This window comes from Asticcacaulis sp., from assembly GCF_035497195.1.
Taxonomy (GTDB): domain Bacteria; phylum Pseudomonadota; class Alphaproteobacteria; order Caulobacterales; family Caulobacteraceae; genus Asticcacaulis.
The window spans coordinates 87,099-100,639 of record NZ_DATJDZ010000004.1; the positions used below are offsets into that span (position 1 = coordinate 87,099).

17 protein-coding genes and 1 pseudogene are annotated in these 13,541 nt (G+C 63.0%); all 18 read right to left on the reverse strand.

Translation table 11 applies throughout. The features are described 5' to 3' along the window. Nucleotides 1–149: 149 nt before the first annotated feature. A complete protein-coding gene (locus VL130_RS01130; RefSeq protein ID WP_414636194.1) occupies nucleotides 150–3,320 on the reverse strand; it encodes a baseplate multidomain protein megatron in 3,171 nt (1,056 codons plus the stop codon). Between the two features lie 3 nt (nucleotides 3,321–3,323). Beyond that, nucleotides 3,324–3,827 carry a hypothetical protein gene (locus VL130_RS01135; protein WP_325360225.1) on the reverse strand — a complete coding sequence of 168 codons (504 nt, stop codon included), beginning with the start codon at nucleotides 3,825–3,827 and terminating at the stop codon, nucleotides 3,324–3,326. Nucleotides 3,828–3,939: 112 nt separating this feature from the next. Then, a complete protein-coding gene (locus tag VL130_RS01140; protein WP_325360227.1) occupies nucleotides 3,940–4,428 on the reverse strand; it encodes an NlpC/P60 family protein in 489 nt (162 codons plus the stop codon). Then, nucleotides 4,425–5,102 (reverse strand): DUF2163 domain-containing protein, encoded by a 678-nt coding sequence (locus VL130_RS01145; protein WP_325360229.1) that lies wholly within the window; start codon nucleotides 5,100–5,102, stop codon nucleotides 4,425–4,427. Before VL130_RS01145 ends, VL130_RS01140 begins: the two co-directional genes overlap by 4 nt. A 65-nt stretch (nucleotides 5,103–5,167) precedes the next feature. Then, a complete protein-coding gene (locus VL130_RS01150) occupies nucleotides 5,168–5,596 on the reverse strand; it encodes a DUF2460 domain-containing protein (protein ID WP_325360231.1) in 429 nt (142 codons plus the stop codon). 43 nt (nucleotides 5,597–5,639) lie between these two features. After that, nucleotides 5,640–5,783, reverse strand: a pseudogene (locus VL130_RS01155) (DUF2460 domain-containing protein); the annotation flags it as partial. A gap of 88 nt (nucleotides 5,784–5,871) precedes the next feature. Then, a complete protein-coding gene (locus tag VL130_RS01160; RefSeq protein WP_325360233.1) occupies nucleotides 5,872–6,402 on the reverse strand; it encodes a phage tail tape measure C-terminal domain-containing protein in 531 nt (176 codons plus the stop codon). After that, a complete protein-coding gene (locus VL130_RS01165; protein ID WP_325360235.1) occupies nucleotides 6,395–6,649 on the reverse strand; it encodes a rcc01693 family protein in 255 nt (84 codons plus the stop codon). Before VL130_RS01165 ends, VL130_RS01160 begins: the two co-directional genes overlap by 8 nt. Then, nucleotides 6,642–6,914 (reverse strand): GTA-gp10 family protein, encoded by a 273-nt coding sequence (locus VL130_RS01170; RefSeq protein WP_325360238.1) that lies wholly within the window; start codon nucleotides 6,912–6,914, stop codon nucleotides 6,642–6,644. Before VL130_RS01170 ends, VL130_RS01165 begins: the two co-directional genes overlap by 8 nt. Further along, entirely contained in the window at nucleotides 6,901–7,305 is a 405-nt protein-coding gene (locus VL130_RS01175; RefSeq protein ID WP_325360241.1) for a phage major tail protein, TP901-1 family, read from the reverse strand. Before VL130_RS01175 ends, VL130_RS01170 begins: the two co-directional genes overlap by 14 nt. 130 nt (nucleotides 7,306–7,435) lie before the next feature. Beyond that, nucleotides 7,436–7,840: a DUF3168 domain-containing protein gene (locus tag VL130_RS01180; RefSeq protein ID WP_325360243.1), complete on the reverse strand. Its 405-nt coding sequence runs from the start codon at nucleotides 7,838–7,840 to the stop codon at nucleotides 7,436–7,438. Continuing rightward, nucleotides 7,837–8,154 carry a hypothetical protein gene (locus VL130_RS01185; RefSeq protein WP_325360245.1) on the reverse strand — a complete coding sequence of 106 codons (318 nt, stop codon included), beginning with the start codon at nucleotides 8,152–8,154 and terminating at the stop codon, nucleotides 7,837–7,839. Before VL130_RS01185 ends, VL130_RS01180 begins: the two co-directional genes overlap by 4 nt. Beyond that, a complete protein-coding gene (locus VL130_RS01190; RefSeq protein WP_325360247.1) occupies nucleotides 8,151–8,420 on the reverse strand; it encodes a head-tail connector protein in 270 nt (89 codons plus the stop codon). Before VL130_RS01190 ends, VL130_RS01185 begins: the two co-directional genes overlap by 4 nt. 217 nt (nucleotides 8,421–8,637) lie before the next feature. Next, complete coding sequence (locus VL130_RS01195) at nucleotides 8,638–9,852, reverse strand: phage major capsid protein (protein WP_325360249.1); 1,215 nt, start codon at nucleotides 9,850–9,852, stop codon at nucleotides 8,638–8,640. Nucleotides 9,853–9,978: 126 nt separating this feature from the next. Continuing rightward, nucleotides 9,979–10,407, reverse strand: a complete 429-nt coding sequence (locus tag VL130_RS01200; protein WP_325360251.1) for an HK97 family phage prohead protease — start codon at nucleotides 10,405–10,407, stop codon at nucleotides 9,979–9,981. A gap of 18 nt (nucleotides 10,408–10,425) precedes the next feature. Continuing rightward, entirely contained in the window at nucleotides 10,426–10,650 is a 225-nt protein-coding gene (locus VL130_RS01205; protein WP_325360253.1) for a hypothetical protein, read from the reverse strand. Then, nucleotides 10,647–11,804 (reverse strand): phage portal protein, encoded by a 1,158-nt coding sequence (locus VL130_RS01210; protein WP_325360255.1) that lies wholly within the window; start codon nucleotides 11,802–11,804, stop codon nucleotides 10,647–10,649. The genes VL130_RS01205 and VL130_RS01210 overlap by 4 nt, the downstream gene beginning before the upstream one ends. A 76-nt stretch (nucleotides 11,805–11,880) precedes the next feature. Next, nucleotides 11,881–13,206, reverse strand: a complete 1,326-nt coding sequence (locus VL130_RS01215; RefSeq protein ID WP_325360257.1) for a DNA-packaging protein — start codon at nucleotides 13,204–13,206, stop codon at nucleotides 11,881–11,883. Nucleotides 13,207–13,541 lie beyond the last annotated feature (335 nt).

Below are 13,541 nucleotides of genomic sequence, written 5' to 3' on the forward strand. Positions count from 1 at the left end.
CTTTAGTGGCGGCGCAAGCGCCGCGAAGAGCCTCGCAACGGCTCGGGCGCGCAGTCGCGCTTGCCAAAATTCAATGAATGAATTTTGGAAACTTCTTCTCCTCCCCATTTCTAAAATGGGGAGGTGGCGGCGAAGCCGACGGAGGGGCGCTACGCCAATGCCAAACTCAACACCGGCCCATACCCATAGACCTGCGACTTCTGCGCAATCTCCACCCGCGCATCCGCGCCGAACCCACCCGGAAAATCCGCCGCGCGCTCGGCATAAACCCACTCCGTCGCGCTCACCTCAACCGTACGCACCACTGCCTCCCCATCAAACACCTGCACACGGTACAGTTCATAGTCTTCGCACAAAGGCGGCTCAGCCTCCCAGCTATCGCCGCCGTATCTGGGCGACCTCAGCCAACTGACCGTATCCCCCAATACACGCCCGTAAACCGGCGTCCTCGGCCGCAAGGCCAGCCCCGTCCAGGTCGCCGTCACATCCAGCGCCTGACCGGCCATACCGCCAAAACCGGTCCGTCCCGTCCGCCACAGCCGCGCCAGTCCCAGTTCATCAAGCGCCATATCCGCCCGCACGAAACCGCCCGGCAGCATCACCACTTCCGCGCCTACGCTCATCCCCGCCAGCAAAGCCTGCTCCGATCCCCACTGCCCCCGGATCAATCCACTCAGACGATACTGATCGACGCCCAAAGCCGTCACGGTCAGAAACTGGATGATCTCCCACTCGCCGTTCCCCGCCTGCACGCAGATATAGTTCTCACCCGTCAGAACCTCTTCCTCTGACCGGCTGACCGGCGCCGCGCCTTCGAGATAGATATCCAGCGACGCCTCTTGATGCAGATAATGCCTCCGCTGCACCGGCAGCGCCGTCAACACCCGTCCCACCGATGCCGCCTCGATGACCCGTCCGCGCTGACGCAGACTGGCCGCACTCGCCCCGGCATAGACATCCGCCCCCGCCCACGGATCGGCCGATGGTACAAGAACAGGCCGCACATTCTGTGCATCCGCTCCAAAACATGGTAACTCCAGCAGACGGAAGCCGGTGACAATCGTGCCCGCCACTACCGCGCTCACCGATCCCGCCGCCGACGGATCAGCACTGACAAACACCCGCGTTTCGGGCGCGGCACTCAGTGAAATCGTCGGTGTTTCCGACTGGTCGATACTGGCCAGCCGCCAGTCCGCACCCTCAAAACTCAGCCCGTCACCGATCTCCAGTTCGAGCAGGCGCAACGGATCGACATCCAAGGTCAGGGTCTGGTTCACCCCTTGCGCCGCCCGCAGCACATAGCCGGCATAGTCCATCGCCTGCGCGGCGCTCAAAACCAGCGGCATATCGACTGACACCTGCGACGCACCGCCCTCATCACCGCGCACACTGACCGCCAGCAACTGATAATCCCGATCCACATCATAGCAGCGCAGAGTCAGGCTGGCCGGCGGCATCACTAGGTCGCGCCGCGCCATCACCGGGCTTTGCTCGCCATAGGCCAGGTCATCGCGCACCAGCGCCGTATCGACGCCGTGCGCCGAACCGATCAGTCGCAATCCCTCGCCGCGCTCCGCCACGCTCAAACCGAGATAAGACAGCACCGGCGACAAGGCATCGGCCACCGCCATTGGCTGCTCGATGACATAACCATCGATCGCGCCCGTCACCTCATCGAGATCGAGCTGATCCACGCCCGCCTGGCCGGCGATATCGGCGATCAGGTTGCGAGCATCTCCGCTCCCCACCCGGCCATTCAGCCAGTGGCCGGTCCGCCAGTTGAGTGTATCGCCCCAGACGTCCGACCGCTGCGGAAAATAGGGGTATGGCCGCGCATCGTAAGCCCACACCGCCATATCGGCCAGCATCGGCCCACCATAGACGGTCGAGACCGGATTATGCGCCGCATAATAGTGCGCGAAGGCCTCAAGATAGGCCCGCTGCGCCCGGTCATCCCGCGCGCCGCTCGAATACGGCGGCACAGCGCTTTCCGAGCTTTTCGGATCGAGGAACAGGTTTGGTGCATTTGGCCCCTTGTCGACCGCCCCGCAGCCGATTTCGATAAACCGCACCGGCTTTGATTGCGGCACCCACGCCGTCGCCCCTGCCGAGCGCACACCATCCGGCCGGTCATGGTGCGCATTCGACCACCACGACACGATATCCTTTGGTCGGTAAATCCACGGCTCGCCATAGGCGCCGTCACTGATAGGTGAACGCACCTGCGCATCACGATCGGACGGGCTGGCATAGTACCAGTCGTAACCCTCGCCGGCTATAATTCGCCCTTGCAGATAGGCGTCATCATAGATCGATTCCGCCAGCGCCCGGTCGAGATGGTCCTCCCCGTCGCGCCAGTCGGTCAACGGCGCGTACCAGTCGATGCCGATAAAATCGATGTTGCTGTCGGCCCATAACGGATCGAGATGGAAACTGACATGACCGGTGCCATCCGCCGGCTGATGACCGAAATATTCGCTCCAATCGGCGCCATAACCGATCTGCGCAGCTGGCAAAATCGCCCGCACCTCCGCCGCCAGGCCGCGCAGGGCTGTCACCATCGGATAGGTGTTGGCAGCGCTTCTCAGCGTCGTCAGTCCACGCAGTTCAGAGCCGAGCACGATCCCATCAACCCCGCCCGCCACCGCACCCAGCGCCGCCACATGCCTGACAAACCGCCGAAAACCCCACGCCCCATCCATGAACGCACCGACCGCCGTGGCCGCCCCCGCCGTCATATCCGCCGCCGAAGTGATCCGCCCGCGCCACGGATAGCCGGCGCAGTCCATCAGGATAAACGGGATCAGGGTTACCGAATAACCGCGCATCTTCAGTTCCTGAACAGCCTCGATCACCACGGCATCCGAAGGCGTGCCGCCATAGGCCGGACGTCCCTCAATCTGTGACACGACATAGGCATCCTCACGCGCCACGCCATCGACTTGCCAGACCAGCGGCGTCGTCACCTTGTCCGCCACCTCGACACCGGGCCGTATGGTGCAGGTCGCCGCATCCAGGCTGGAACCGAACCAACTCACCACCAGATTGACCGTTGTCACATTGGGTAATTGCGCCTGCAACTGATCGAGCGAGACGACGAAATCCGTCCGTCCGTCGCCTGAATGCTGCGTTTCATAGCTGGCCCGCGTCATGCCGCTCAGCACCGCATTCGGTTCCGTCGCATAGATAAATTCCCCCGCGCCGGGGATCAGGCACACGCCCTCGACCAGGGTTTCCAGATCGGCGTAATCCCCCGCCGGACGGCGAAACACCTCGACCGACAGATTGGGCGGGCGATTGCCGAATTGGGTGATATCCAGGTCTTAAAAGACCAGATAGGCCAGACCACGATAGGCCGGGGCGGTGCCCTCCACCGCTTCGATCAGCGCATCGGGAACCTGCGTTTCCTGGCCGCGATAAAGCCGATAGGCCACCGCCGACTGATCGAGCAATTGCCCGTCGGCCCAGATGCGGCCGATGCCGTCTATCGGCCCTTCGCAAAGTCCGACGGCGAACGACAGACTATAGCTGAAGCTCTCCGTCTTGCCCGATGTCTTGCTGGCGCGGGTCGTCGAACGGTTCTCTTTCAGCCGCGCCGCCCAGATGATCGTACCGGCCACCCGCGCCTTACCAAACACCTGCTTGACCGGATCACCCTGGGCGCTCCCGCTCAGTTGCAGGCCGGTCAACCGGCTTCCCACCTGCCGCGTGGGCGACAAGGAATTAATCGCCGTCCGGTCGATCGCCGATCCGATCTGCGACCCGATCCACCCGCCGATCGGCCCACCCAGAACCTGCCCCACCGCACTCAAAACCACCTGCGCCATAAATTACCTTTCCTTGTACCTCCCCAACTTGTCGGGGTTTGGCGTCGGCGAACGCATGTCGTTCGCCAGCCATGGGACCGACGCGCCCTTGCGCGTTGGTGGTGGGGTTTCTTTACTTTTTCTCCTCCCCTGTGAAGCGGGGGAGGTGTCGCCGCTTGTCGGCGACGGAGGGGGGCATTTCAGGAAACCGATACCCCGCCACCACACACTTCCGCCAAAACGGCCCCAACCAACTCTCGACCACCGCATGGCCCCAATAGGCGTGGATGATCTTCGCCGCCGGATCACCAAGCCCCTCGCCGGCGCTCAAAATGGCCACATGCTTGGCCACCGCGCCCGGCTTCATCCGAAAGACCAACACATCCCCCGCCCGCGCCTCATCCACCGGCTCAAAATGCGCACCCAACCCCGCGATCAACCGATCCTCCCCGCCCACCTCCGCCCAGTCCGGACTATAGGCCGGCAAGTGGCACGGTTCCGCGCCATACAAAGCCCGCCACACCCCGCGCACCAGGCCGATGCAGTCACAGCCCACGCCTTTGAGGCTGGCCTGATGCTGATAGGGCGTGCCGATCCATATCCGCGCCTCCTCTATAATCATCGCCCGGCGCCCTGCCGCCGCGAGGCGCCGTCCATCACATCGCCACTGCGCGGATAAACCGTCAGAAAATCCTCACCCGGCAGATCGGGAAAGCCGCGAAAATTCAGCACATTGCCGAAGGTGTTCAAACAGGTGTTAAACCGCTTGTCGCAAGTTCCCGCCGCCAAGTGACCGGTCAGCCCGCAGCGCGCATCCCCCAATGCTGCGTCACACAGAAAGCCGAAGCGCCGCCCGATCACCCGATCGAGCTTCGCCGCCGGTCCTTCGACATGGGCGATAAACGCCCCGCCTTCCGCCACCCCGCCGCGACTTTCCAGCCGCGCCAGTGTGCCTGCACCGGTCAGCACATAGTCCGAGGCCCCCGTCCAATCGACCATGTAGGTTTGCACCGTCGCTGCATCATATAGCCCTGCCGCAATATCTTCCGCACGGATCGCCTCGGATGAAATCACGCCGGAAACGGCCGCGTTTCCGACCTCGCCGATATCCTGTCCCGCTGCGCCAGCCGTCAGGCCCGATTGCGCCTGACAGGCCACACCTAAAAAGGCCAGCGCCTCGTCATGATCGGTAAAACCAAGTGTCACGCCATCGCGCCGTTCGATCAGCCAGATATGGCAAAACTTCGCCGCCCCCTGCGCCAGCGCAGAGGCCATAGTCTCAGAAATTGTCCGCACGTTATTCTCTTTATCTTGTACCTCCCCGGCTCTGCCGGGGAGTGGTGGTGGAGTTTCTTACTTCCTCAAACCCGTATCTCGACCATTGACACCGCCGTCAGCCGACCGGCATCTACGCCTTCAAGCGTCAGATCGATCCGTTCGGAATCGAACCGCACCGGCGCATCGAATTCAAAGCCGGCGCTCACAACCACACCCGCCGCCGGGGCCGTCGCCAGGCTCACTTCACCCGTCGCCGTATCAACCGCAAACCCGCTCACCTCGACACCGCCGACCGCCACGCGCACCGTCCCGCTGACCGGCTTGGTAATCGGCCGAACGACCGCGCCATAGACCTTGCACAACGAAAACACCTTGTTCACGCCATCGCCCGTGCCGATCGCCTGATCCGCCGGCCCCGGCGCCACATTCAGCGCGCAGCTTTTGAAGTCGGCAAAATCCTTGAAACGGAAGCCATACAGCCGCCCTTCCCGCGCCTCGAAAAAGCTCAGCAACTCCGCCGCAATCGACCAGCGACTTGACGCCCGCCCCGATCAGATATCGCCTTCGCCCCAGCGCCCACGGACTGATCCGCCGCTCATAGCCCGACGCCAGCGACACAATTTCGGTCTTGCGCTCGATCCCCGATCCCGACCCGAAGGCCAGCCGCGCCGGAAACCGCACCTCATGAAAACTGATCATCGAATACTCTCCTCCCTTGCGAGCCTCTTGGCAAAGCGGGGGAGGTGGCACGGCGAAGTCCGTGCCGGAGGGGGCCTCTTCACCACCATCACCGACCCCCCATCCGCGCGGCCCGCTGCAAGGCCGTCGCCACCTGGGCCTCCGATCGCACCAGCGCCTGCGCCCCGCCCGAAACCATCACCGTCACATTGACATTGGGCGACGAACCACCCGGCTCAACATTCCCCGAAACCGCCGGCCGAAACATCTCCGGTCCGCGCTCCCCGACGAGATAACTGCCGCCGGCCCCGACAAATCCACCCTCCGCCCGCGCCCCCGAAAAAGATGACGTCGCCGCAGAAAACGCCTGCGAAAGCACATCCGATAGCCCGCCCGAAGATGACGACACGCCCGTCGCCGAATTGACCGCGGCCAATACCGCCGAGGCCAGTTCCTTCAGACTGACCTTGCCATCGGAGGCGGCCCGCGCCAGTGATCGTGACAGGCTGTCGCCGGCTTTTGAAAACGCCTGGTCAATCGCCTCGGCGCTATCGGCCGCGGCGGCGTCCAGCGCCTTGAGCGCCGCCGCGCTCTCGCTCGCCTGACCTGTCAATCCTCCGCCTGAAAACGGATCACTCATCCGGATACTCCCGCATCAAATCCTCCATAGCCTGCCGGCTCATAACCGCCACTTCCGGCGCCGCAGTCAGCATCTGCCATTCGCGCCAACTCAGTCGCCAAAAGGCCTCAGGCGCCAGACCCAGCACCAGCACCCCATGCCGAAACAACGCCGCCCAGTCGACCTTTTGAGACCCTCCCCTGATTTCAGGGGAGGGTGGCGCGAAGCGCCGGGTGGGGTTAAAGGCCGCACGCCCTGCTCTATCCATTCATCGCCTCGAACGCCTTCACCACCGCTCGGATCGCCTCAGAAAAACCAACCCCCTCCGGCACCTCATCCATCGCCAGCGCCTTTAAAACGACCATGAGATCCGCCGCCCCAAGAACCTTCAGCCGCTCGCCCAACGCCTCAAATCCGGCCACGCCGAAATGGCCTTCCAGCGCGGCCAGCGCGCCCAGCGTCACGCACAGACGCACGTCAGTTCCACCCACCGGCACCGACACCTCGCCCCTGGCCACATTACAAAGCGGCAAAGCTGACCTCCCCCGCCGAGGCCAGGGTCAGGGCGAAACTGGCCTCGCCATCATGCTGGCCGGCATATTCCAGCGCGACGATCAGGAACGGCCCCTCGAACACGCCGAAATCCGGCACGATCACCTGCCAATCGACCTGGCTTTGCGCGAAAAACGCCTCACGCATCAGCGCATCCGATGCCGCATCCCGAAAGACGCCGCCCCCCGAAACCGACAGCGAGCGCACCCCGGCCCCTGCCATCAATTCACGCCAGCCGCCGGAGCCGGAATCGGTGACATCCACCGTCTTGGCATTGAGCGATACCGTCCGCGCCCGCAGCCCCGCCACGGTCACAAACGCCTCGCCATCGGAAATCTTGAGCAGCATGTCCCTGCCCTTTTGCACAGCCATCACGGCCTCCTTCATTTAAAAAACTGAGCCGTTTTGAGCCGGCGAAAATGATTGGCTCACGAGCATCCGCTGCGACGTGTACTTTGGTACACGAGCAAGGACGCGCAGGGAGACGGCCATTTGCAGCCGCTCACAACGGCTCAGACACGGCCCGTAACCTGACCAGCGCATAAGTCGTCCGCTGGTCCGCCGATCGAAACACATCGACATAGCTGACCCGCAGACTGACCAGCCCGGCCAGGTCAAGCGCCGCGCCATCGAGCAGCACCCGCAGTTCCGCCGCGATGGCCTTGGCCTCTTCCGACCCGCCGAAACGCGACACGCACATCAGGTTCAACACCTGCTCAGTCACCTCCGTGCCGACACCGCCGATCGATTGCGTCGATACCCGCCCGAAGGTGACATACGGGTACACCACCTCCACCGGCGGCTGATCGTAAACCCGTGCCGGCGTCCCCAGCCAGACGGCCAGCGACGCCTGCCCGCGCAGGTAAACCAGCAGCGCCGCCTGCAAATCGAGAACCGGATCGCTCATAAGTGAATCCTTTCCAACCGCACACGCACCGCGCCATCCGCGCCTTCATCAAGGCTGATGATCGTCCAGTCGAAACCCTTGAGATTGAGCCGGCCGCCGCGCGCCATGCCCGCCGCAGACCGGCAGATGAAATCGGCCGCCTGCACCACGAAAGCGTCCCCCTCGGTGGTCGTTTCCGCCACCGGCGCGTCCGGTTTGAAATCGCCCCAGGTGATGTCCGTGCCGGCAAAAGAAAAGCTCCGCCCGCCATAGACACTCTCGGTTTCGGTCACGGCATAAAGCCGCGCCGGCGTCTGCAAATCGACAATTCTCACAGTCGCACCTCACGATAGGGCGAAAGCCAGGCCTCCAGCGCCTCCAGGTCCGTCGCCGTCTCACCGCGATTGGCATAGGCCTGCGCCACCAGGTAGAGCAGGCACAAGCGCAGCGGCGCCGGCGAGGCATCATCGAGCGTCAGACTCACCACACCCTCCAGCCGCGTTTTCGCCGCGGCGATGAGAGTCGTAATCAGCGTGTCCTCGGCGTCATGAGACACGCGCAAAAAGAGCTTGGCCTCATCAAGCGAGACAGGTTCAGCCATTTGATTTTCCTTGAAAATATTGATCCGGAGACCAATCTAAATCGGCCCGAAACACCGGGGATTATTTCCGGCTCAGGAGGCCGAGCGTCGAGAGCCGGGCCGCTGGGGTGAGGCGAAAACCGTTAGCTTTCGAGCACCCGCCGCGGCGTGTACTAACGTACACGAGCAAGGGCGCGCAGGAAGATGACGCGTTTGCAGCCCACCCCAGCGAGACCGGCTACGACGCGGCGATTTTTAGAAGTTTAATGGCATCAAAATTCTGCACGCCACCACCCACACGCTTGGTGGTATAGAACAGCACATAGGGCTTGGCCGAATACGGATCACGCAGCACCGAAATGCCGGCACGATCGACAATCAGATACCCCTTGGCGAAGTCACCAAATGCAATCGCATAGGCATTGGCGGCCACATCCGGCATGTCCTCGATCTCGCTCACCGGATAGCCGAGCAGCAGCGGCAGTTGCCCCGCCGTCATCGCCGGCTGCCAGATATAGTTGCCGTCGACGTCCTTGAACTTACGAATTTTCGCGGCCGTGCGGCGGTTCATGACGAAGCTGGCGCCGGGGCGATACTGCGATTTCGGCGCATAGATCAGGCTGATCAGCGCGTCGGTCGGGTTGGTCGTGGCGAAGTCCGCCGCGGCGCCCGAAGCGACATAGCCGATCTGACCCCAGGTCGCTGTACCCTCGGCAGCGATGGTGTAGCTCAGGAAACCCTTCGGCTTGGCCGAGCCGTCACCGCTGACAAAAGCCGTGGTTTCCTGGGCGGCGAAGCTGTCTTCGATCTCCGACGCCAGCCATTCATCAAGATTGATATAGGCGTCGTCGAGAATATCCTGCGTGGCAGAAGGCGAGGCATAGAGATCACCGGCCGAGAAGGTGATCAGGTCGAGCGTCGCCGGATTGGTTTCCGGGCGCGCGGCGGTTTCCGCCACCCAGCCGGAGGTCACCGAAGCCGTCGTCACCGGCTTCCTGAAGGTCGCCGCACCGATCTGGCGCACGCTGGCCAGAGACCGGAACGGCGACACCAAAGCCAGGCGGCGATCGATAAAGGTTTCCGTCTCGGTCGGCGCCAATACGCCCGAACCGCTGGCCGATGAAATACCGGCCTTCAGTTCGATCCCCAGACGGCCAGACCGCAGATAGCCATTCCACGCCGCCTTGGCTTCATCCGGCTGCGCCAGACGCGAACCCTCTTCAATCGCCGGACGCGACTTCTGGCTCATCAGGCGCTGCAGACGGCTCTCAGCGGCCTGCAACGACGTTTCGATGCGCTCCAGCTTGTCTTCCAGCAGGCCGTCACCGCGCTTGTGTTCGATGGCGTCGAGCCGATGATCATTGGCCGCCTTGAAGGCTTCAAAATTGGCCAGCACTTCATGCAAAGCCGCACGGACCTCCGGCGAGGTCGCGGCCTGTTTCACTTCTTTCATCCATTTTCTCCAGTTGAAAACACAGCCCTCCGCTCCTCCCCTCTTGGAGGGGAGGTGGCAGCGCGAGGCCCTTTAGGGCCGGTGTCGCTGACGGAGGGGTAACAAAAGACGGCAGGACTTACCCCTTTAAGCCGCCACGCTCTCCTCCCGCATCGACGTAATCCGCGCACTCGGCAGCATTGGAAACGTCACGATGGAAATTTCCCAAAGCTCGACCGCCGTCAGCACCCGCAAACTGCCGCTGTCGCGCCGGCTTTTCACCGCGCGAAAGCCAATCGACAACCCATCGATCACCCCGGTCTTGACCAGCGATCCGACCATCCGCGCCTCCGGATTCAAATCCAGAATCCGGCCGCGCACATAAAGCCCGATGGCGTCTTCGCGGATCTCATCCCACACCCCAACCGGCGACTTCACCTGATGCTGATAAAGCATCCGCACGCCCTTCGGCCCCGTACTTACAAGTGTGTCACGGAAGGCGCCGGCCACCACCACATCGTCATTCAGATCACGCAGGCCAAAGCGCGAGGCATAGCCTTCAATAAAGAGCGTCATGAATACTCGCCTTTTGAGTTAAAGATTGGCCAATTTGGTCTCGATCCGGTCGAGCGTGGCGCGCTGGGCGAACGCCTGTTCTTCCAGACGCGCCAAGCGTTCATTGACACCCGCCTGCTGCTCAAGCCGTTGTTCCATCATGTCAAGCCGCGCCCCGGCCCGCCCGACCCACAGCAGGACGAACGCCGTCTGTATAACGATCGTGATAACCGCCGCGACCGGCACCGCTTGCCAGAAATTCATCGTTCCACCTCGCTTAAGCCAGCCAGATGCCGCCGCTCCGCATCGGTCAGGAAGCTCGCCGCCTCCAGCCTGGTCCACAACGCATCACGCTCGGCCGAAAGCGCCGGCAGCGCCTCGATATCATTGACGATCCGTGTCCCCGGAAACTTCACCTCCAGCCAGGCGCTCAGGGATCGCGTTGTCTTCTCAGCCAGAGGCAGCACCGCATTGCGCCAGAAGGCGGCATTGGCCTCCTTGTAATTGGCGTAGGAATTGTCACCCGGAATGCCCAGCAATTGCGCCGGCACCCCGAAGGCCAGGGCGATCTCGCGCGCCGCGGCATTCTTGCCCTGAATGAAGTCCATATCGGCCGGTGTCAGCGACATCGGCTTCCAGTCCAGACCGCCTTCCAGCAATAGCGGCCGACCGGCATTGTCCTGGCCCGAATAGGTGTCAGCCAGTTGATCCTTCAGCCGCGCAAACTGGTCCTCGGTCAGACGCTCGGAGGCTTTCGAGCCATAGACCAGCGCCCCGGAAGGCCGCGCCGCATTATCGAGCAGCGCCTTGTTCCACGCCCCCGAGGCATTATGCACGTCGATCGAAAACGCCGCCGCTTCGAGCGGAGACAGCCCGTACCAGTCATCGAGCGGATGCCACAGCTTCAGGTGCAGCACCTTCAGCCAGCCCTCGCCGTCGCGGCCGATCACGGTCTTCGCGCTGCCGGTGCTGTACTCATAGGCTTCCGGCCAGCCTGAGCGTCCCGGCACCACCTTCATCCGGTCGGGCCGCAGGCTCCACAGTTCTGCCGGCAAATCCTCATCGAGAAACGCCGCCTCGACATAGGCATTGCCCGCCGTCTGTAAACCGCCATAAACCGCCTCGCGCAGGTCGGCCCCGCCCTGTTCCGGATTGGGCCGGTCGATCAGTTTTTGCAGCGGATGATCCGGCGCTCGCCGGCCCTCATATTCCACGCGTAGCGGCACCGACGCGCAGGCTTCAGCCATCATCCGCACGCAGCGATAGGCGATAGCGTTCTTGGCGAAACCTTCACTGGCCAGGGCCTGATAATTGCGCGGTGTCCATACCGGTTTTCCGACCACATTCATGGCGATCACCGACCCCGCCGCCGATTGCTTCTGCGCTCGCCCAAAAAGGCCACTCAGTTTCTCAAACATAAAAAATCCTTTCTTCTCCTCCCCTGCGAAGCGGGGGAGGTGGCGCGCGCAGTCGCGCCGGAGGGGGCCACTTTCCCTAAACCCGCCGCAATCTCGGCTCTGCCTTCGCGTTCACCAGCAAGGCCCCAAGCGCCCAAACCAGCGCATCCGCCCTGTCTGGACTCTTCCCCAGTTCTCCGCTCCCCAGCGCCATCAATTCCTCATCCAGTTCGGCAAACCGCCCCCGGCCGATCGGGCAATGGCTCACCCGCCCCTGCTCATACAAAGCCGCCACAGGCTCGGCCCGCGTCCGCTTGCCGGATCGCGCATGGACCAGTTCGATCGGCACATCGCAGCCCGACATGGCCAGCAGCGACCGGACCATTTCGCCGCCCTGATTGGCTTCGGCGATAAGCCTGTGCGCCTCATATTCCGCCACAACAGACGCCACCTTCTGCGCCCAGCCAAGCGGCGAAAATCCGCTGACCGTGGCGTCCTCCAGCACATAGCCGCGCTGGCCAAGCCGCCCCGCCACCACGATCCCGCAGGCATCGCCGCCGGCCGTAGCCGATGGATCAACGGCCACCACCACCTCTTCAAAATGGTCTGGCCGTGCGCCATAACAACGGCCGAGATCATCGGCTCGCCACAAGGCGCGGTTATCGTCATCGACCACCAGCCCTTCCAGTTCCTGCGCCGCCAGCCGTGTGCCGCCATAAAGCCCGCGCAAACCTTCCAGGAAGGCTGGCGCCAGGTTTTCGGCATTGTCCTTTGTCGCTGCCCGCGTAATGGCCAACCCGCCCTCCATCATCAGGGTGCGCAAGGCCGTGATCGGCTTGGGCGTCGTCGTCAGGCACAGCCGGGGCTTTTCCCCCAGCCGCAAGCCCATGCGCAACATGGCGAGCGTCTCAGCCGGATGCCGCCAGGCGCAGAATTCATCCGCCCAGGCATAGTGAAATTGCGGCCCGCGTAAGCTCTCCGGGTCTTCCGCGGAATAAGCATAGGCCACCCCGCCATTGGGCCAGCGCAGCCGCTTCCGCGACACCTCATAACTCGGCCGATTGCCTTTTGACGCCGTACTTTTCAGCCCCGAAGGCCCTTCGATCATCACCTCACGCACATCATGCAGGCTGGCCCCGATCAGGGCGCACCGCACCCCGCGCTGCGCCAGCGCCGACAGCCATTCGGCGCCCGCCCGCGTCTTGCCCGCACCACGCCCGCCGAGAAAGAGCCAGCTATGCCAGTCCCCCGCCGGCGGCGTCTGCGCCTTGTTGATCCAAAACCCCCATTCCTTTAACCGGTCCGGCGGTTTCGGCCCCCTCGGCAGGTTGTCCAGCCAGGCCTGTCTCTCTTCGGGCGGCCACGAGGCGATTGAGTTTATGTTCCAGTTCTGCGCGCCAATCCCGGCCGGCCCAGTCATCATTCATGTCTTCTTCCTCAATATCGTCCGGCGTCTCATCATCGCCTTTGAAAATCTGCTCTATGGCAGCATCAGCCGCCTTCAGCGCCTTGGCCATCCGCTCCGCTTCCAGCGGCGTTTTCGGCTCATCCAGCCCCTCGATATAGCCCACCAGCTTTTCGGCCTGCGCCGCCAGCCTCAGCTTCAATGACTGCTTCAACAATGCCAGATCGTTCAGGTCTCTTTCCATGACCCAAATCTACCGCATCCCAAATGAGCGGGGATTTTTTGCACAAAAAAGCCGCTCCACTTTCATGGAACGGCTCTAATTTCTCCTCCCCTGCAAAGCGGGGGAGGTG